Source organism: Janthinobacterium sp. BCJ23 (assembly GCF_059617945.1).
In genome coordinates, this window is sequence record NZ_JCAQAW010000003.1 from 487235 (window position 1) to 506143 (window position 18909).

21 protein-coding genes are annotated in these 18909 nt (G+C 60.9%); 9 read left to right on the forward strand and 12 right to left on the reverse strand.

Annotated features, from left to right (window positions below):
- Window positions 1-128 precede the first annotated feature (128 nt).
- Genes AC54AG_RS13720 through AC54AG_RS13740 form a run of 5 tightly spaced genes read right to left on the reverse strand, consistent with a single transcriptional unit; the run spans window position 129 to window position 4635 of the window.
- Complete coding sequence (locus tag AC54AG_RS13720) at window positions 129-914, reverse strand: competence/damage-inducible protein A (protein WP_496630647.1); 786 nt, start codon at window positions 912-914, stop codon at window positions 129-131.
- Window positions 915-945: 31 nt separating this feature from the next.
- Window positions 946-1773, reverse strand: coding sequence for an EI24 domain-containing protein (locus AC54AG_RS13725; RefSeq protein ID WP_219330045.1), 828 nt, complete (start codon window positions 1771-1773; stop codon window positions 946-948).
- Window positions 1773-2813, reverse strand: a complete 1041-nt coding sequence (locus tag AC54AG_RS13730; RefSeq protein WP_496630649.1) for a sterol desaturase family protein — start codon at window positions 2811-2813, stop codon at window positions 1773-1775. The genes AC54AG_RS13725 and AC54AG_RS13730 overlap by 1 nt, the downstream gene beginning before the upstream one ends.
- Window positions 2810-3613 (reverse strand): polysaccharide deacetylase family protein, encoded by an 804-nt coding sequence (locus AC54AG_RS13735; protein ID WP_496630713.1) that lies wholly within the window; start codon window positions 3611-3613, stop codon window positions 2810-2812. The genes AC54AG_RS13730 and AC54AG_RS13735 overlap by 4 nt, the downstream gene beginning before the upstream one ends.
- A gap of 50 nt (window positions 3614-3663) precedes the next feature.
- Window positions 3664-4635 carry a YVTN family beta-propeller repeat protein gene (locus AC54AG_RS13740; protein WP_034760259.1) on the reverse strand — a complete coding sequence of 324 codons (972 nt, stop codon included), beginning with the start codon at window positions 4633-4635 and terminating at the stop codon, window positions 3664-3666.
- Window positions 4636-4832: 197 nt separating this feature from the next.
- Here AC54AG_RS13740 and AC54AG_RS13745 point away from each other — a divergent pair, with 197 nt between their 5' ends.
- The 3 genes from AC54AG_RS13745 to AC54AG_RS13755 all read left to right on the forward strand — a co-directional run bounded on the left by AC54AG_RS13745 (window position 4833) and on the right by AC54AG_RS13755 (window position 6160).
- On the forward strand, window positions 4833-5189 hold the full coding sequence (locus AC54AG_RS13745; protein WP_034760263.1) for an FKBP-type peptidyl-prolyl cis-trans isomerase: 357 nt from the start codon (window positions 4833-4835) through the stop codon (window positions 5187-5189).
- 199 nt (window positions 5190-5388) lie between these two features.
- Window positions 5389-5643 (forward strand): acyl-CoA-binding protein, encoded by a 255-nt coding sequence (locus AC54AG_RS13750; RefSeq protein WP_034760268.1) that lies wholly within the window; start codon window positions 5389-5391, stop codon window positions 5641-5643.
- Between the two features lie 46 nt (window positions 5644-5689).
- Window positions 5690-6160 carry a GNAT family N-acetyltransferase gene (locus AC54AG_RS13755; RefSeq protein WP_338680932.1) on the forward strand — a complete coding sequence of 157 codons (471 nt, stop codon included), beginning with the start codon at window positions 5690-5692 and terminating at the stop codon, window positions 6158-6160.
- Between the two features lie 91 nt (window positions 6161-6251).
- Here the strand turns inward: AC54AG_RS13755 and proX are convergent, their stop codons facing one another.
- The 4 genes from proX to AC54AG_RS13775 form a co-directional block, all read right to left on the reverse strand.
- Window positions 6252-7310: a glycine betaine/L-proline ABC transporter substrate-binding protein ProX gene (gene proX, locus AC54AG_RS13760; RefSeq protein WP_496630651.1), complete on the reverse strand. Its 1059-nt coding sequence runs from the start codon at window positions 7308-7310 to the stop codon at window positions 6252-6254.
- A 12-nt stretch (window positions 7311-7322) separates the two neighbouring features.
- Window positions 7323-8426 (reverse strand): glycine betaine/L-proline ABC transporter permease ProW, encoded by a 1104-nt coding sequence (gene proW / locus AC54AG_RS13765; RefSeq protein ID WP_070303355.1) that lies wholly within the window; start codon window positions 8424-8426, stop codon window positions 7323-7325.
- Window positions 8423-9655, reverse strand: coding sequence for a glycine betaine/L-proline ABC transporter ATP-binding protein ProV (proV, locus tag AC54AG_RS13770; protein WP_034760513.1), 1233 nt, complete (start codon window positions 9653-9655; stop codon window positions 8423-8425). The genes proW and proV overlap by 4 nt, the downstream gene beginning before the upstream one ends.
- A gap of 584 nt (window positions 9656-10239) precedes the next feature.
- A complete protein-coding gene (locus tag AC54AG_RS13775; protein WP_034760280.1) occupies window positions 10240-10524 on the reverse strand; it encodes a polyhydroxyalkanoic acid system family protein in 285 nt (94 codons plus the stop codon).
- A 200-nt stretch (window positions 10525-10724) separates the two neighbouring features.
- Between AC54AG_RS13775 and AC54AG_RS13780 the strand changes: the two genes are divergently transcribed.
- From AC54AG_RS13780 to AC54AG_RS13795, 4 genes are all read left to right on the forward strand, one after another.
- Entirely contained in the window at window positions 10725-12122 is a 1398-nt protein-coding gene (locus tag AC54AG_RS13780; protein ID WP_219330049.1) for a gluzincin family metallopeptidase, read from the forward strand.
- Window positions 12123-12218: 96 nt separating this feature from the next.
- On the forward strand, window positions 12219-12506 hold the full coding sequence (locus tag AC54AG_RS13785) for a protealysin inhibitor emfourin (RefSeq protein ID WP_496630652.1): 288 nt from the start codon (window positions 12219-12221) through the stop codon (window positions 12504-12506).
- A 341-nt stretch (window positions 12507-12847) separates the two neighbouring features.
- Window positions 12848-13171, forward strand: a complete 324-nt coding sequence (fdxA, locus tag AC54AG_RS13790) for a ferredoxin FdxA (protein WP_010395176.1) — start codon at window positions 12848-12850, stop codon at window positions 13169-13171.
- Window positions 13172-13446: 275 nt separating this feature from the next.
- A complete protein-coding gene (locus AC54AG_RS13795; RefSeq protein WP_072454276.1) occupies window positions 13447-14667 on the forward strand; it encodes a polyhydroxyalkanoate depolymerase in 1221 nt (406 codons plus the stop codon).
- Window positions 14668-14752: 85 nt separating this feature from the next.
- Here the strand turns inward: AC54AG_RS13795 and AC54AG_RS13800 are convergent, their stop codons facing one another.
- The gene (locus AC54AG_RS13800; RefSeq protein ID WP_235194277.1) at window positions 14753-15538 is read right to left on the reverse strand and encodes a substrate-binding periplasmic protein; all 786 of its coding nucleotides are present in this window, start codon (window positions 15536-15538) and stop codon (window positions 14753-14755) included.
- Between the two features lie 316 nt (window positions 15539-15854).
- Here AC54AG_RS13800 and rsxB point away from each other — a divergent pair, with 316 nt between their 5' ends.
- Together rsxB and nth are read left to right on the forward strand one after the other, a co-directional pair.
- Window positions 15855-16586, forward strand: coding sequence for an electron transport complex subunit RsxB (rsxB, locus tag AC54AG_RS13805; RefSeq protein WP_496630653.1), 732 nt, complete (start codon window positions 15855-15857; stop codon window positions 16584-16586).
- On the forward strand, window positions 16583-17230 hold the full coding sequence (gene nth / locus AC54AG_RS13810; RefSeq protein ID WP_331777572.1) for an endonuclease III: 648 nt from the start codon (window positions 16583-16585) through the stop codon (window positions 17228-17230). The genes rsxB and nth overlap by 4 nt, the downstream gene beginning before the upstream one ends.
- 119 nt (window positions 17231-17349) lie before the next feature.
- Here nth and proB read toward each other — a convergent pair whose 3' ends face one another.
- Both proB and AC54AG_RS13820 read right to left on the reverse strand, forming a co-directional pair.
- Complete coding sequence (gene proB, locus AC54AG_RS13815; protein ID WP_496630655.1) at window positions 17350-18468, reverse strand: glutamate 5-kinase; 1119 nt, start codon at window positions 18466-18468, stop codon at window positions 17350-17352.
- Between the two features lie 27 nt (window positions 18469-18495).
- Window positions 18496-18906 (reverse strand): hypothetical protein, encoded by a 411-nt coding sequence (locus AC54AG_RS13820; protein ID WP_319992350.1) that lies wholly within the window; start codon window positions 18904-18906, stop codon window positions 18496-18498.
- Window positions 18907-18909 lie beyond the last annotated feature (3 nt).

The window sequence follows — 18909 nt, forward strand, 5'->3', positions numbered from 1 at the left end:
ACACAAAAATCTTGCTTCATTGAAGATTTTCGCAAAAAAACAACGTCTTGGAATGTACGCTTGCGTACATAGATGCAAAGCGGACTGGACGCCAGCGAAAAAGCCGCCGGCGCCGGGCTGGCCGCATCTCAGATGGTGGTGTATTCCGCCCGCAAGGTATCGAGCGCGGCGCACATCTGCGCAAAGGCGGCCTCGGCCTGCGCGGGCTCGCCCTTGACACCCAGTTCGATATGCCGGCGCGTCTGCGCATCGCCCACGCTGGGCAGGCTGAACACCTTGATCAGCGGGAACTCCGCTTCCAGGCGCACCATCAGCGGCGTCAGCAGCGATTCGGCCGTTTCGTACACGAGCAAGGCGTGTTCCGCATGCGGCACCTGGTTGAACAGGTGCGGGTAATGCGTGTCGAGCACCCATTCGATCATGGGCCAGGACATGACGGGAAAGCCGGGCACGAAATAATGCTCGCGCACGGCAAAGCCCGCAATCTTGTTGTACGGATTCGGAATCAGCTCGGCGCCTTCGACAAATTCCGCCATTTTCAGGCGATGCAGGTTTTCCGGCGAGTTCAAATCGGCCGGCACGCCCGCCTCTTCGCCCATTTCCGTGATCCGTTGCTGGATATTGAGCTTGCCCTGCGGATGCAGCACCAGCGGCAAGCCCAGCGCATCGGCCGCCGCCTGGCGCGTATGATCGTCCGGCGTGGCGCCGATGCCGCCAAAGCTGAAGACGATGTCGCCGCTGGCAAAGCTGCGTTTGAGCAAGGCGACCAGGCGGGCCGGTTCGTCGCCCACGTATTCCGCCCAGCTCAGCTGCAAGCCACGCGCCTTGAGCATGCTTACCACTTTCGGGAAATGCTGGTCCGTGCGCTTGCCCGACAGGATTTCGTCGCCAATGATGATCAATCCGATAGCCATGAAGCTCCCTCGTAGAATTCGATAAGAATGGTCAGGCGTCCGCCGGCGCCACGTCGGTCATGCCGCGTACGCCCCGCAAACGCGACAGTGCTTCCAGGCAGTAATACTGGAACCACAGACCCGTAAAGATAAAGATCAGCACATACAGCCAGATGGCGAACGCCGCCAGGAAGGGGAAGAACACCACCGACATCACGCCACCCATCCACAGCATGCCCGGCACGGCGCCGGCCGCGCCCGATACCATGCCGATGGCCAGCAAGGGCCAGCGCTGCGTGCGCATGATGGCATGGCGCTCTTCCGCGCTGGCGTAGTCGGCCATGGCGTCATACGCCATCACGCGGTAGGTCAGCCAGCCCCACAGCACGGCTTGCCCCACCAGCGCGGCGGGCGGAAACGCGTACAGGGGCAGCATGATGACCCAGGCGATGATGAACAGCAAGAACGTGGCCAGCGAAGTGGCGACGCTGCCGAGCAGGCTGCCGCCATGCTTCTTGTCCAGTTGCGGAAAGTGCCGCCCGCCCACATGGCGGCCGATGGCCGGCATGGCGAACAGGCCCATGAAGATCAGCGCCGTCAGGATCATCAGCGGCAGCAGCATGAACATGGCGATCAGCGGCACGATCACGGCTTTCAGCATGCCCAGGCCGAAGGTGGACAGCACCTGACCGCTGGTGCGGAAGAAATCGTACTGCGTAAACAGCGCATGCAGGCTGTCGATCAGCGGCTGCAAGCCCACATACAGCAGTCCTCCCCACAGCACCAGCGACAGGATGAACGGCGCCACGCTCAGCAGCAATATCCTGCCGTGCAATTGCGACAGCAAGGCGCGGCCATACGAATTCAACACATTACGCATCAACGGCGTCCTTTTCGTTTGATTCTTGCAAATTCCACCATGCGGCGCAGGCCCAGCCATTGCTGCTGCCAGAAGCCGCGGCCATAGTCGCGTCCCGGCCGGCCCATGCCCTTGCTGTCGATACGGGCCAGCTGGTCGCGCACGCCCGTGCGCGCATAGCCGGCCGAGAAATTCGCGGTGCCCAGCAGCATATCCCAAATCGGCAAGACCACGCCGAAGTTGCAACCGCCCATGCTGCCCTTGCCTTTCGACTCGTGCCCCACGCCGATCGCATGGTGCGTACGGTGAAAACGGGGCGAGATCAACAGCCGCTCGCCGATGCGGCCGAAGTGTATCCTCACATTCGCATGCTGCAAGCTTTGCAGAATGCGGGAAACCGACACCAGCAGCACGTACTGGCCCGGCGGCACGCCGATACCGAGCGCCACCAGCGCCATCACCACGTCGCGCAAGAAGTCGTCGAGCAAGTGGTTGCGGTCATCGCTCCACAAGTTCATGTTTTGCTGGCTGTGATGCAGGCTGTGCAAGCCCCACCACCAGCCGAAATGGTGCGAAGCCCGGTGATAGCAATAGTCGACGAAGTCCAGTATCACAAAATAAATGATAAAACTGAGCAAGGGACTGATGCCGGGCAACAGCGATTCAAGGTTCAAGGGGTGGATGTCATCGAAACGCAAGGCGCCCGCCAGCGCATCCATCAGCGGATCGAGCGTGAAGAAGACGACGACAGAAAACAGGCCGATCCGGTGCAGCACGGTGTAGATGAAATCGTTCCAGCGGGCGCGCGGGTCGGTGATCTTTTGCGCGGGAATCAGGGCTTCGAGCGGGCGCAGCACGAGAAACAGCAGCACCAGTTCGCACAGGCCGATCAGCAGCCACTCCGTGCCTTCGAACGCTTCTTCCGTGAATTCGCCAAAGCCCAGGTGATAGACGAGGGGATTGACCACCGTCTGGAACAGCCAGCCTTGCGCCACGCCAAAGGCGTCGACCACCGCATCGATGACGGGCGTGACGAAGCCGAGGATATCGGCGGCGATCATGGCTGGCCCTTCTTCTGCGCGTAGGCAGGATGCTCGCGCAGGGTGGCAAAACAGAAACCCTTGTCTTGCAAGCCTGTGATCAAAGCGTCCAGGTTGGCCGGTGCCCACGCATCCTTGCGCGACCAGATGCCCATGTGGGAAATGAAAATGTCGCCGCTGCGCAAGTTCGCCAGCGCTTTTTTCAGCAGCATGGCGTTCGGATACTTATCGCTGGGCAGCTCATCGCCGGAATACCCCGCTGGCGCCCAGCCCGCGTGCTGGTAGCCGCAAGCGCTGCCGGCCGCCAGGGTGCGCGGCGACGTGTAGCCACCCGGCGCGCGCCAGAATGGGTCGAGCTTGTGGCCGGTCAGTTCCTGGAAGCGCGTATCGACACGGCGCAATTCCTCGCAGAACTGTTTATCGCTAAACGACGCCAGTTTGCCGCCGTCCTTGCCGAACTGGGGCTTGACCTGAATCAAGCCGTTGGCCAGATCCTTCTTCCAGTACACGTGGTCAAACGTATGCGTGCCGAACGCATGGCCTTCGGCGACCCGGGCTTTCCAGTACGGCGCCCACGAGGCATCGAGCGAATAGTCGCCGCGCGTGGTCTTTTCATTGGCCAGGAAGAAGGTTGCCTTTACATGACGTTTGTTCAGCACGTCAGCGATCAGTTGCGCTTGCGACTGGCTGCCCGTGTCGAAGGTCATGTAGATCGTGCCCTTGCAGGCGGCCGGGGCAGAAGATGCGGCTGGGGCCGGTGCTGCTGGTGCAGGTGCGGCGGCATGCGCGGGGGACAGCATGGCGCTGGCGCACAGCAGCATGGCGGACACGCGGCCCGCAGGAATCAGGTGTTTCATCATCACACCCGCCATCACATGCGCGGCGAGTGGGTGGCGAAATACACGCCATGGGGCGACCGGCCCACCGGTATGGTCTTGATGACCTTGCGCGTGGTCAGGTCGATCACGGCCACTTTCTTGATCCAGCGCAGGGTCACCCACATGGTCTTGCCATCGGGCGTGATTTCCATGCAGTCCGGACCGCCCGGCACATTGATGGTGCCCACGTTTTCAAGGGTTTGCTGGTCGATGATGTTGATGGTGTTCGATACGCGGTTCGAGACGAACGTCATGCGGTTGTCGCCGAGCGCACGGAAATTATGCGTGCCGGCGCCCGCCTTGATGCGCTTGACGGTCTTTTGCGTGCGCCAGTCGATCACTTCCACGTAATCGCTGCCCATGATGCCGACGAGCAAATGCTTGCCATCGGGCGTCATCGTGATACCGGCCGGCGCGGGGCCGACAGGCATGGTCCATTTGACGGTTTGCGTGGCCAGGTCGATGGCGCTGACCTGGTTGCTGCCCTGCTGCGTGATGAAAGCCATGGTGCTGTCGGCCGTGAACGCCATGTGGCTGGGCAGTTTCGGCAGCGGGATGCGCTTGGCCAGGGTCAGGTTCTTGCCGTCGTAGCGGTACAGGTCGATGCGGTCCAGGCGCAGCGAATTCGAAATGAACCATTTCTGGTCTGGCGAAAAGCCGATTTGGTAAGGATCGAGGATGTTGCTGATGCGGCGCTGGATCTGGCCCGAGACAGGATCGAGGAAAATCAGCTCGTTGCCGACGGAACTGGCGACGATCAGCGACTTGCCGTCCGGCGTCTCCATCAAATGGTGCGGTTCCTTGCCGACGGCAAAGGTAGAGAGGGGAGCATAGGTTTTCTGGTCCAGCAGTTGCACCGTAGCATCACGGGAATTGAGCACCACCACCACTTCGGCTTGCGCCGTCGATATTGCGGAAACCAGGCACAGCGAGGAAAAAACAAGGCGGCGTAGACTGCGGAACATGGAAGAAATCACTGTTAAATACAAAACATGCATTTTACGTGGAACACTGTATTTATTGTGTGAAATCCCCCCTTAAATACAACCGGCAGCCACACATCGGCGTAATTTCCGGTTTTCGCTTGCGCCGGGCCTGGAATGGCGCTTTGCAACTCATTGCTCTACAATCTGAAGCTTTCATCGCCTACACAAGGATTATCATGACCACCACCACTACCGCTTCCGGCCTGCAATACATCGATACCGTCGTTGGCGAAGGCGCTGAAGCGCAAGCCGGCAACAATGTTGTCGTGCATTACACGGGCTGGCTGCAAAACGACGACGGCAGCGCCGGTTCGAAATTTGACTCGAGCAAGGACCGCAACGATCCATTCGAATTCCCGCTGGGCGCAGGCCGCGTCATCCAGGGTTGGGACGAAGGCGTGCAAGGCATGAAAGTGGGCGGCAAGCGCCAGCTGATCATTCCTGCGGCACTGGGCTATGGCGCACGCGGCGCCGGCGGCGTGATTCCACCGAACGCCACCCTGATTTTCGACGTCGAACTGCTGGGCGTATAAGAAGCTGAAGGCTGCGTTCCAACGACCGCGCCAGGCGCCGCCCCTGATCACTCAGCGGCGGCGTTTTTGTTTTGAGGGTGTCCTCTAATGCACGGCGCGCTTTTTTCACTATGATGTCAGGCACTGCAGCGCGCACGGTGGCCACTCCGCCGGGCCTGCCGCACTTTTCCAGCGATTCCATCAGCACACAGGAGCCATCATGAGTTTACAAGAGCAATTCGAACAAGCGCAGCTCGATTCCAAGACCCTGTCCGAGCGTCCGGACAATATGACCTTGTTGAAAATCTACGCCTTGTTCAAGCAAGCGTCGAGCGGCGACGCCACGGGCGAGCGTCCTGGCATGACCGACTTCGTCAACCGTGCCAAGTTCGACGCCTGGGCGGCCCTGGCCGGCACCTCGAAGGAAGATGCGCAGCAACAATACATCGACCTGATCGAAGACTTGAAGGACTGATCGTCCCTCCCTGCCCCGGCGCCTGCCGGGGCAGTATAATTTCTGCATGACACCATCACCGAATTCCCTGGTTTCCCTGGCCCATGCCGCCGACCTGCCCCGCTTGTTCGATGTCTGGCACCTGTCCGTACGCGCCACCCACGATTTCCTTGCCGATAGCGATATCGCCTTCCTGATGCCTTTCGTCCGCGACGAGCTGGCCAGGGTGACGGCCGAACGCCTGCTGCACGTGCTGCGCGCCGATGACGGCGTCGCCTATGCCTTCCTGTGCGTCGAGCACGCCAAGATCGAGATGCTGTTCGTACATCCCGACCAGCGCGGCAGCGGCGCCGGCCGCGCGCTCGTGCGGCACGCCATCGCGGCCCTGGGCGCCACGGCTGTCGATGTCAACGAACACAACACGCAAGCGCATGGCTTTTACCTCCACCAGGGCTTTATCGGGGAAAGCCGCTCCGAACGCGACCCGTTCGGCAAGCCTTTCCCCATTTTGCACCTGAAACTGGCCGAAAACGGCTAAAAACTCACCAAAAACCACCAAAACAGGCCGTTAACGCAAAAGTGGCTACCAAAATGGTAGCCACTTTTTCATGTTGAAACGGCGCTAGAACTTACTTTTTCGCCGCTGCCAGCGCTTGCGCGATCCAGCCGTCAAACTTTTGCTGGTGGAACTTGATCCAGCCAGCCGTATGGCGCGCGATATCGGCTTGCGTGTTTTCGCCACGGCGCATGCGTTCGTTCTGCGCATTGATGTCGGCCACGGGCAATTGCATCACTTCGAACAGCTTGGCAGCCGCCGGGTTTTTCTCGGTCCAGGCCTTGTTCGACACGATGCGCGCCGTGTTGACGGCAAAGCCGTAGTCGCTGCCATTGTCCAGACGCGTGTTTACTTTCTCCGGATTGGCCGAGAATGGCACTTTCAGCCAGACCACGTCCTTGCCCGGGACCAGCACGCCGCTGACCCAGTACGGCGTCCACGTGTAGTACAAAATCGGTTCGCCACGCTTGTAGCGGCCCATGGTGTCGGCGATCAGGGCCGCATAGCTGCCCTGCACGTGCGTCACCGTCTCGCGCAATTTGTACGCATCCATGTGATTCTCGATCAGCGCTTCGCAGCCCCAGCCGGGGTTGCAGCCCGTCAAGTCGGCCTTACCGTCGCCGTCGTGATCGAACAGCTTAGCCAGGTTCGGGTCGCGCAACTGGTCGATATTCGTGATGTTGTACTTCTCGGCAGTCGCCTTGTCGATCAGATAACCTTGCGCGGCAGGGCCGGCGTATTGGCCCGTGCGCAACAGCTTGGCGTCGCCGCCCGCATTGTTATAGAAATCCTTGTGCATCGGGTCCCAGTGCACGGCCATGAAGGTGGCGTCGCCGTTGGCAATGGCGATATGCGCGGTCGGATACTCCACTTCCTTGATCGGCTGCACTTCGTAGCCAAGCTTTTCCAGCGCCTTGTCGACCAGCATGGTCTGGAAGGTTTCTTCCGCGATCGAGCTTTGCAGCGCCTGCACCTTGATGCCCTTGCCGGGCAGCGCATCGGCGGGCGCGGCCGGCGTCTGCGCCATGGCCAGGCTCGTGGTCAGGGCCATGGCGGCGATCGCCAGGGCGGAAAACAACTGGAACTTGCGTTGCGATTTTTGCGTCTCTTTAAAATGTGCGATTTGATGCATGTAAATCCTTTCTTATTGTGCGTTGGCCAGCGTAGCTTGCTGTGCAACATTATTTTTCTCCGTGTTGCCGCGCACCAGGCGCAGCACGAAACCGGCAGGACCCGTCTGGTACCAGTGGCGCACGCCACGGCGTGGCTGGCCCATCGCTTGCGTCAAGCGGTCCAGGGTAATGGCCAGCAGCACGATACCGAGGCCACCGACGGTTGCCAGTCCCATGTCCAGGCGGCCGATGCCGCGCAATACCATCTGGCCCAGGCCACCGACAGCAATCATCGAGGCGATCACGACCATCGACAGCGACAGCATCAGCGATTGGTTGATACCCGCCATGATCGATGGCATGGCCAGCGGAAACTGCACGCGGGTCAGCAACTGCCACGGCGAGGCGCCATAGGCGCGGGCCGCTTCGATCAGGTCGGGACGCACCTGGCGGATGCCGAGGTTGGTCAGACGCACGAGCGGCGGCAGGGCAAAGATGATTGTCACGATCACGCCTGGCGCATTACCGATACCAAACAGCATCACCACCGGCACTAGGTAGACGAAGGCGGGCGTCGTCTGCATGGCGTCCAGCAAAGGGCGCAGGATATTCTGCGCGCGGTCGCTGCTGGCCAGGAAAATACCGAGCGGCAAACCGATGGCCAGACAGAAGGCCAAGGAGGTGAGCACCAGCGACAAGGTCGTCATGGCTTCCGGCCAGATGCCCAGCATCGATACGACCAGCAGCGCCAGCACGGTGCCGATGGCCAAGGTGCGGCTGGTAAATTGCCAAGCCAGCAAGCCGATGATGGCGATGACCGTCAGCGACGGGGCCGCCAGGAGCACGCCTTCCACGCCGGACAGCACGCTGTCGATCGGCGCGCGCACGGCCTGGAAGAATGGGCGGAAATGCGCGACGACCCAGCCCAGGCCCTGGTTGATCCAGCTTTCCAGCGGCAGCGAGCCGTCGAAAATCTGCGTCAGGTGAAAACCGGAGGCCGCGTGTTCCGGCTGTACGGCCGGTCCGGCCGCGTCCAGCCAGGACGTGTCGCCCGGCGGCGTCAGCGCCCAGGGATTGATTTGCGCGGCCGGCTGTTCAACAACAGCTTCTACTGTGGAAACGGTGCTTGGATTCATGCTTGTCCTTTCTGTTGTTGTTCGGCAATGGCTGGCGTATCGCGGTCGAGGAACTTCAGCAAGGTTGTCTTGCTGATGGCGCCGCGGAAGCTGCCGTCATCGGCCACCACGGGGACGGCGTAAGGCAGTTGCGCCACCTGGCCGAACAGTCCGGCGACGGGCTCGTCTGCATTGATGGTCTGCACGTCGGGCAGATACGCATGCGCCAGGCCCAGCGGTCCCACATGGCCATCGAGCGCACTGCGCAGCGAATCGGCCGACACGACGCCGAGGAACTTGCGCTGCGGATTGACGACATACGCAAACGCGCGATCCTGCTCTTCCAGCATCGACAGCGCGGCGCGCGAGCCGCGGCTCGGCGACTCGGACACGACGATCTGGCTCTTGCGGGCAATATCGCTGGCCTTGAACACGGCCGCCGCATCGACGCCGCGCACGAAGTTGCGCACGTAATCGTTGGCCGGTTTGCGCAGGATTTCTTCCGGCGTGCCCACTTGCACCACGTGGCCGTCTTTCATGATGGCGACGCGGTCGCCGATGCGCATGGCTTCATCGAGGTCATGCGAAATGAAGACGATGGTGCGGCGCTTGATCTGTTGCAGGCGCAGCAGTTCCGATTGCATTTCCGTACGAATAATCGGATCGAGCGCGGAAAACGCTTCATCCATCAGCAGGATCGATGGATCGCAAGCCAGCGCACGGGCCAGGCCCACGCGCTGCTGCATGCCGCCCGACAATTCGTCGGGATAGCTGGCGCCGTAGCCGTCCAGGCCCACTTGTTCCAGCGCTTGCTGGGCCAGCGCATGACGCTCAGGCTTGGGCATGCCGGCCAGTTCCATGCCGAAGGCAGTGTTGTCGAGCACGGTAATTTGCGGCAGCAGCGCGAACGACTGGAACACCATACTGATGTCCTTGCGGCGCAGAGCCCGCAGCTGGGCATCCGGCAAGGTGTTGATGTCGTTGCCGTCGATCAGGATGCGGCCGGCCGTCGGCTCGATCAGGCGGTTCAGCATGCGCACCAGGGTCGACTTGCCCGAACCGGACAGGCCCATGATGACGAAGATCTCGCCCGCTTCAATGGTAAAGGTGGCGTCGAAAACGCCGATGGTGCAATCTGTCTTGGCCAGGATGTCCTGCTTGCTGGCGCCTTGATGAACGAGTTCAAGTGCTTCTTCTGGCTTGTCGCCGAACACTTTGAACACATGGTCGATAATGATTTGTTTTGCCACGATGTGGTTCTCCCTCGATTTGACGAATGGAATGAAACCCAGCAAGCCTGCTAGCTTGCGGCGGGAATCAACAAACCCTGTTGCGTCGGCTACGCCACGGCGCAAAAAGCGCACGGGAGCGACAGGAAACAGGGGGTGACACGCGTGTGACCAGCGGATGGCCAAGGCCGGTGCCGGGGTGCCGTGTGCGTGCTAAAAGAGGCTGTGGTTCAGGACTTTTAACAACGCTAGCGCCATGCAAATACATGGCACCAAATGTATTTGACCGAAAAAAAATCGACCAAGCTACTTTTAACTGGATGCGGGTGTAAAACCCGAAGAATTATTCACCACTGAGCGAGTGGAGAGTACTGCGAAGCAGAAGGTGAAACGCGGTGTAGCTGTTGTAAATATGACTCAAGTATAACGCAAAAAGCCGCCAAAGTCCAATGGCTTTCCAAATAGAAATGTGCTAGCAATGTTCGCTAGCGTACAGTCAGACGTAAAAAAGGCGAAAAGCGACGTGTTTTCGTCGTCTTTTCGCCTTCCGCCGCAGCGCCATTTTTACCACCAAACTTGGCGCGAGACAAGCGGGGCAAACGCCATCAAGCTGGCTCGGTAAACACCTTGCGCATCTTCTCGGCAATCTTGCCTTCGATAGTGGAAGCAAAGGCGCTGAGCATGAAGCCCAGCTTGATTTGCAGTTGCGCCTGCTCTTTTTCCAGGGTCAGCGAACCATCGACGCCGCTGCGCTCGAAGCGCAGCACATCGCCATCCCAGGCGCACGCCAAATCATATTCCTGGGCCAGCTTGTCGGCCACTTGCTGCGCCGCTTCGCGCGCCTTTGCCGCCGTCAGCTTATGTTGCTGAACTATATTTATATCCGCCATCAAACGATCCTTTTATTATAAAAACGGGTGCCATACGGCCAGCATCATACCAGCCGCCATGCGGCGGGCGCGGCCGAAGCTGGCGCCGGACGGCTAAAAAAGCCCGTCCTTCCCGCGCATCGCTTGCGCCGTATCAAACCGGATACACCGAAGCGGGACGACTATTCCAGTTCCAGTTGCGCGTGTCTTGGAGAGCTACCATGGACCAGAAAGTCATCGTGCCGGTCGAAGCCGTACTGACCAAATGCGTGTCCCTGCCCGTCGGCTATGTCCCCACCCCCTCGGCGCCGTACCGCCAGCACCGCAAGAATGCGCAACTGACTCTGCAGCCGGGGCCGCCCCGCCTGACCGAGGCCACGGTGCGCAACGCGGCCGCCGTGCCCGTCGGTTCGCGCGTGCTGATCTGGAAGCAGGACCCGTCCGTCAGCGAACTGGGCACGCGCAAGACCTTCCTGCCCGGTCTGATCCTGCAAGGCCCGCGCGACGCGCGCGTCACGTTCGGCGAACCGGGCATCGCGCAGGTCAGTCCGAATGCCTTCGGCGACTTCATCGTTTCGCCCAACACCGACCAGTTCGACGCCGTGCACACGTTTGCCATCGTGCGCATGACATTGACCATGTACCAGCGCGCGCTGGCCAGCAACGACACGGCGCCGCCCCTGCCCTGGCAATGGAATAGCGCCAGCAACACGGCACCGCTGCGCGTGTTCCCGCACGGCTTGCCCAATGTCATGAATGCCTATTACAGCCGCAGCGACAAGGCGCTCAAGTTCGGCGACTTCATTCCCAGCGGCGCCACCGAGCGCGTCTACACCTGCCGCTCGCTCGACATCGTCTCGCATGAAACAGGGCACGCCGTGCTCGATGGCCTCAAGCCCAACTGGCTGCTCAGCAACAACCCGCCGCAGACGGGCGGCTTGCACGAATCGTTCGGCGACCTGACGGCCATCTTCCTGGCCCTGTCGCAGCTGGACCAGGTGGAAGCGGTCATCGCACAAACGAAATCCGACCTGCACGATAAAACGTTTCTGGCTGATCTGGCCGAGCAGTTCGGCCTGGCCCTGGGCCGTCCCAACGGCTTGCGCAATGCCGACAACGACATCAAGTTGTCGGAGGCAGGCACGGAAGTGCACGCCATCTCGCAAGTGTTTACGGGCGCCATCTACGACATCCTGGCCGACATCTTTGCCCACGAACGCCAGCCACAGCTGGAAGACGACGCGGCCGTGCTGCACCGCTGCGGCGACTACCTGCGCAGTCTGGTCCTGCGCGCCCTCGTGGCATCGCCCGACCAGGCCGCCACCTATGCCGACGTGGCCGGCCACATGCTGACGATCGCCGAGACCGATGGCAACAGCGCCTACCTGGACTTCATCCGCAACAGCTTTACCGTGCGCGAAGTGCTCAAGGCCAATGCCATGACGGAGGATGGGCAGATGACATTTGCCCCCGCTGTCGTCGACGAAGACGACGCCGTGCAAGACAGGCGCGCCTGCTGCGGTACCATGAACCATGCGGAATACAGCGAGTCGGATCAATTGCTCGAAGCGGAGCGTGAAGCCCTGGCCGCCTGGTGCCGCAGTTACGGCCCCAAATAGACAGCACCGCAGCGCACCAGTGCGCCCTATCCAGGCCTGCCGGAACAGCGGCAGGCCGTGGCGCGTCCCACCACCACCCCAACAGCAAGGAGCAGCATGAAAATTTCAGCCCGCAGCAGCGGCGGCTTTGCCGGCCTGAGCGAACAATATGAGATCGATACGCAAGCCCATCCGGCTGGCCCCGGGCTGGAAGCGGCACTGACCAGCAGCGGCTTTTTCACGCACGCGCAGGCGGCGGGCGAACAGGTGGGCGCCGATATTCCCCACTGGCAGATCACCGTCGACGCGCCCAACGCGCGGCGCACCATCACGTTTGCCGAGGATGGCAGTGCTGAAAATGCACGTTGGCAGCAATTGCTGACGCAAATACGCGCCAGCGCCTGATAGTTTCGGCACGATTTGGCACTTATTTTTACCGATCTTGATTTGGGTAAAACAAAAACACCACACGGCAAGCCAGCGCGCCGCCCGCCCTGCACCCTGCCGCATCGGGCGACTGTCGCTTTCTTGCCGCGTTCTTCATCGCAACGTCCCGGATAGTCGCTGAATTGCCCGCTCTGCGCGGCAACGCCACTGCCAAAAAATGAATTTGCTTATATGTATTGTATATAAGCGGGATTTGTGAGAAATAGCGAATTGCCTTAAAATACAATGCTTTGCTTTAGTACGCGCCGCCGAGGTTCCTGCAGGCGCTACAGCACCTCCCCCAAATTGATAGGACTGTTATGACCCACGTTGTCACCGAATCCTGCATCGCCTGTCGCTATACCGACTGCGTCGATGTCTGCCCGGTAGATTGTTTCCGGGAAGGCCCAAACTTCCTGGCAATCGATCCGGACGAATGTATTGACTGCGCCGTCTGCGTGGCAGAGTGCCCGGTGAACGCGATTTTCGCGGAAGAAGACGTGCCGGGCGACCAGCAAGCCTTCATCAAGATCAACGTCGATCTGGCGCGTAACTGGCCTTCGATCACCAAGACGAAGGCTGCCTTGCCGGAAGCCGAGCAATACAAGGACGTCAAGGACAAGCTCGACATGCTGGTGCGCTAAGCGCACGGCAGCTGCGGCGGCGATTCTTGCGGGGGAGGCTCTTCCCCGCAGGGGCGTAGCGGCAAAAAACAGACAAAAAGCAGCGGAAACGCTGCTTTTTTTGCTTTTAAAGCATGGTTGCAGGTCTATCCATGCAAGTGTGGCGCGCTGTCACAACTATGCGCAAACTGTGGATCTATGCGCGGTAAAGCACATTTTGTCCTCAACAAATATCGTAAAATTGGATTATGATATTTGAGCCGATATTGGCGCTTGGAATCAAACAAGGACTCTATATGCTTTACCAACTGCACGAACTGCAACGCTCTTTCCTCACTCCGGTGATGCAATGGGCAGACATGTCCTCCAAGTTATTTACCAACCCGGTTTCTCCACTGGCCCACACCCCGTTTTCGCAACGCATCGCAGCCGGCTACGAGCTGATGTACCGCCTTGGCAAAGACTACGAAAAACCGCAATTCGATATCCAATCCGTTCTCGTCCAAGGCGAGAGCGTCGACATCCGCGAACACGTTGTCGTGACAAAACCGTTTTGCCGCCTGATTCACTTCAAAAAAGAAACCACTGGCTTGCAACAGCCCAAAGTTTTGCTGGTTGCCCCCCTGTCCGGTCACCACTCGACCCTGCTGCGCGACACCGTGCGCGGCTTGCTGGCCGAGCACGATGTCTACATCACCGACTGGACGGACGCGCGCATGGTACCGCTGACGGAAGGCCCGTTCCACCTGGACGACTACATTTATTATGTGCAGGAATTCATCCGCCTGCTGGCGCCTGACTTGCACGTGATTTCCGTCTGTCAACCGACCGTGCCCGTGCTGGCCGCCATCTCGCTGATGGCGACGGCAAAAGATCCGCACATGCCGAAAACCATGACGATGATGGGCGGCCCGATCGATCCGCGCCGCTCGCCCACGCAAGTGAACAACCTGGCGACGGAAAAGAAATTCTCGTGGTTTGAAAACACCGTGATCTACGCGGTGCCGCCGAACTATCCGGGCTTTGGCCGCAAGGTGTATCCGGGCTTCCTGCAGCACGCCGGTTTCATCGCCATGAACCCGGGCCGCCACGCGCAAAGCCACCGCGAGTTCTATATGCACCTGGTGACGGGCGACGATGAGCCGGCGGAAGGCCATCGCCAGTTCTACAACGAGTACAACGCCGTGCTGGACATGCCGGCCGAGTACTACCTGGAAACGATTAAAACGGTTTTCCAGGAATTCAGCCTGCCGATGGGCACGTGGAAAGTGGGCGGCCAGCTGGTGCGTCCGCAAGACATCACGAACGTGGCGCTGTTCACGGTAGAAGGCGAACTGGACGACATTTCCGGCGCCGGCCAGACGCAGGCGGCGCATGACTTGTGTTCCGGCATCCCTGCCGAGATGCAGCAAGACTTCGTGGCGCCGAAATGCGGCCACTACGGCATCTTCTCGGGCCGCCGCTGGCGCGAAATCATTTGCCCGAAAATCGGCGAATTCATTCAGAAACACGGCTGATACACGGCATCTCCATCAAAACGCCACGCCAGTTCACACTGGCGTGGCGTTTTCTTTTAGGCACGTACAACAGCGGCGCCACACGTCAAGGGGAGGATGGGGCCGTGGCCAGGCTCTGATCGAGCCGCTTCCAGTAATCGCGTTCCAGCCGGGCCGTGTCGATATCGCGCGCCGCCTCGTTGAAGCGCTTTTGCCGCGCAGCACCTTCGGCATCGCGCTGGAAGCACACGTAGACGGGGCGCTCCTTGAAGACGGTATCGATGATGGCGATGCGTTCCCGTTCGGCCTTGCTGAAGTTGCGTCCCATCAGCAAGTGCTGCAGGACATGGCGCTCGATGACGATCACGCGGTAACGCTTGATCAACAGCTTCTTCAGATTCGTCGCGTCGTTCAAGCCCTCTTCCGTCTTCAGTTCGCCGCGCGCCACCATGCCATCGAATTGTTCCCCATTCGCATAGCCGGCCACGGTGCCGATGCGCAGCTTGCCCAGATCGGCCAGGGTGGCGCCGGGCACGCCATCTTCCTTCAAATAGGCCAGCACGCCCTGCGTATTGCCAACCGGCACAGAAAAGTGGCAGAGCTTTTCCCGTTCCGGCGTGCGCCAGACGGCCAGCAGCCCGGCGTAGCGGGGGCTGGCCAGGCCAAACTGCATGGCACGCTTCCAGGGGAAATATTCATATTTGACTGCATAGCCGAGGCGCTCGAAGACGGCGCTGACCATGGCGCCCGACATGCCGTCGGCAGGCAGGCTGCGGGTAATGAAGGGCGGCCAGTCTTCCGCCGCGAAGCGGACGATGCGCGAGCTGGCAGCGCCCGGCGCCGCCATGGGCGAGGCCGCCTGCCCGTACGCAAGGGCAAGTGTAGAGTGCATGAGCAAACAGAAGGGCAAACCAACTGTCCGGAGGAAACGCATGTTTGGCTCCTATGGCCTGGCGCGCATTGCAATGCAGGCGCGGCAACAGGACTGGCGGTCGGCTTTTGATAACTAACTTGATAAAATCATGCTCCCACAAAAAAAAGAAATTGCAAAGTTGTTTATTTGCACTTTGACATTCCCAAGGGAAATAAAATACGATTGCGGCGCGCCTGCAACAGCCCGCCATGACACACCTTATCCCCTCTTGCGAAACAGGTTTTTACTTGTGCGCGCCCCGGATGGCCGATAATGGCGTTTTACCGTATCGAAGATGACCGTGCCGCATCCCGCCCCTCCCTCACTTGCCGACCAGATCGAAGACTTGCTGCCGCAAACGCAATGCACCAAATGCGGCTACAACGGCTGCCGCCCGTATGCGGAAGCGATAGCCGCCGGCAACGCCGACATCAACCAGTGCCCACCGGGCGGCGTGCAAGGCATCGCGCGCCTGGCCGGCTTGCTGGGCAAAAAAGTCATTCCGCTCAATCCCGTCAACGGCCTCGAACGTCCGCGATCTGTCGCCTATATCGACGAATCGCTGTGTATCGGCTGTACCCTGTGCATTCAGGCCTGTCCCGTGGACGCCATCGTCGGCGCCGCCAAGCAGATGCATACGGTGGTCACTAGCCTGTGCACGGGCTGCGACCTGTGCGTGGCGCCCTGCCCCGTCGACTGCATCGTCATGTACCCGGTCAGCGGCGACGCCACGGGCTGGGATGCCTGGAGCCAGGCAGAGGCCGATGACGCGCGCGTGCGCCACGATTTCCGCACGCAGCGCCTGCGCCGCGAAGCCGAGGCCAACGACGCGCGCCTGGCCGCCAAGGCAGTCGCCAAGATGCAGGAAGTGACGCAGGAAGTGCCCGTCACGCCAGATGAACAAGCAGAAAAGGAGCGCAAGCGCGCCATCATCGCCGCCGCCATGGAGCGCGCGCGCGCCAAGGCCGCTGCCGCCAGCACGGACACCTCCCCGCCAGCCCCCAACACGCCGAAAAAAGACGCATGAACGCCGCCAAACGCCTGGAAATCTTTACGCGCTTCCGCGCCGCCAATCCATCCCCGAAAACGGAACTCGAATACACGACGCCGTTCGAGTTGCTGATCGCCGTGCTGCTGTCGGCGCAAGCAACGGACGTGTCCGTCAACAAGGCGACCCGTTTGCTGTATCCGGTCGCCAATACGCCGGCCAAGATACTAGCCCTGGGCGTCGACGAGCTGACCAGCTACATCCGCACCATCGGCCTGTTCCGCACCAAGGCGAAGAACGTCATCGCCACCTGCCAGATCCTGCTCGAGCAGCACGGCGGCGAAGTGCCGCGCGACCGCGCCTCGCTGGAAGCCTTGCCCGGCGTGGGCCGCAAGACGGCCAATGTGGTCATGAACACGGCGTTTGGCGAACCGACGATGGCCGTCGACACGCACATCTTCCGCGTCTCGAACCGCACCGGCATCGCACCGGGCAAGAATGTCGATATCGTCGAGCAAAAGTTATTGAGGTTTGTACCGAAAGAATTTCTGCACGACGCCCACCACTGGCTGATTCTGCACGGCCGCTACACATGCACGGCACGCAAGCCGCAATGCTGGAACTGCATGATCGCCGACCTGTGCGATTACAAGGACAAGTCGCCGATGCCGGCTGTGGTGTAGTCAAAAAAAAACGGCCCGAATGGGCCGCTGTGATTACGTCGTAGGTCGGATTAGCGCGCAGCGCGTAATCCGACAGGACGCGGCAACAATGTTGTCGGATTACGCTCCGCTAATCCGACCTACAGCAACACCATATTATCGCGGTGAATCAGCTCATGGCCTTCCATGTAGCCGAGGATGGACTCGATCTCGGTGGACGGCTTGCGCATGATGCGGCGCGCTTCGCCGCTCGTGTAGTTCGACAGGCCGCGCGCCACGGGCACGCCGTCCGCGTCGACGCAGGTGATGACGGCGCCGCGGCCGAACTCGCCGTTCACGCCCGTCACGCCGATCGGCAACAATGATTTGCCTTCCTGACGCAGCTTTTGCACGGCGCCCGCATCGAGCACGACGGCGCCAGCCGTATGCAGATGATCGGCCATCCACTGCTTGCGCGCCGTAAATTGCCCCGTTTGCGCCCGCAGCTCCGTGCCGATCGCTTCGCCCTGGGCGAGACGGCTGAGCACGTCGCTGTCGCGGCCCCAGGCGATGATCGTATGGGCGCCGGACTTGGCGGCGCGCTTGGCGGCGAGGATTTTCGTCAGCATGCCGCCGCGTCCCAGGCTGCTGCCGGCGCCGCCGGCCATCGCTTCCAGGGCCGGGTCGCCGGCGATGCCTTGCGTGATCAGGTAGGCGTTCGGGTCCTTGCGCGGGTCGGCCGAGAACAAGCCGTGCTGGTCCGTCAGGATGACGAGCGCATCGGCTTCGATCAGGTTGGCGACCAGGGCGCCCAGGGTGTCGTTGTCGCCGAACTTGATTTCATCGGTGACGACCGTGTCGTTTTCATTAATGATCGGCACCACGCCCAGGCGCAGCAAGGTCGTCAGGGTGGAGCGGGCATTGAGGTAGCGTTCGCGGTCGGCCAGGTCGGCATGCGTGAGCAGCACTTGCGCCGTACCGAGGCTGTGGGCGCGGAAGCTGCTTTCATAGATTTGCGCCAGGCCCATCTGGCCAACGGCGGCGCACGCCTGCAATTCGTGGATATCGGTGGGGCGCTGCTCGAAACCGAGGCGTAGCATGCCTTCGGCGATCGCGCCGGAGCTCACGAGCACGACTTCCTTGCCCAGGGCGCGCAAGCCGGAAATCTGCGCGGCCCAGCGCGCGATGGCGGCATGGTCGAGCCCGCGGCCATCGTTGGTGACCAGCGAGGAGCCGACTTTGATGATGATGCGGGTAGCTTTTTGAATCACGGAATCCATGGGGCGGCGCTCTTCACTTAATAGACGTCAGCGCGCAGGACGCAGCAGCAGCAAGACCAGTCCCGCCGTCAGCTCCATTGCGCACATGAACAACACAAAACCCTGGGGCAAGCCGAAGCTGATGGCCGCGAACAGACGGCCGGCGGGCTGCGCCAGGACCAACATTGCAGTGATATCGCCGAGGACAGGCGGTTCGCCCTGCCGTGCCGCGAACAGCGCCAGGAGCGCGGTAGCGCCCCAGACACCGACATGAGTAGCGTAGAACTGGCTGTAGCCATTGACGCCATTGAGGAAGATGCCCATGCCGGCCGCCATTGCATCGGCGAACAGCAGACAGGCGACCGCGCTCAGCCCGTAAGCATACGCGATCAGATGCAATACACGGCGCTGCCACGCTTGCTTGCGCGCGGACGCGGCAGCGACCGTTTGTACCGACATCAG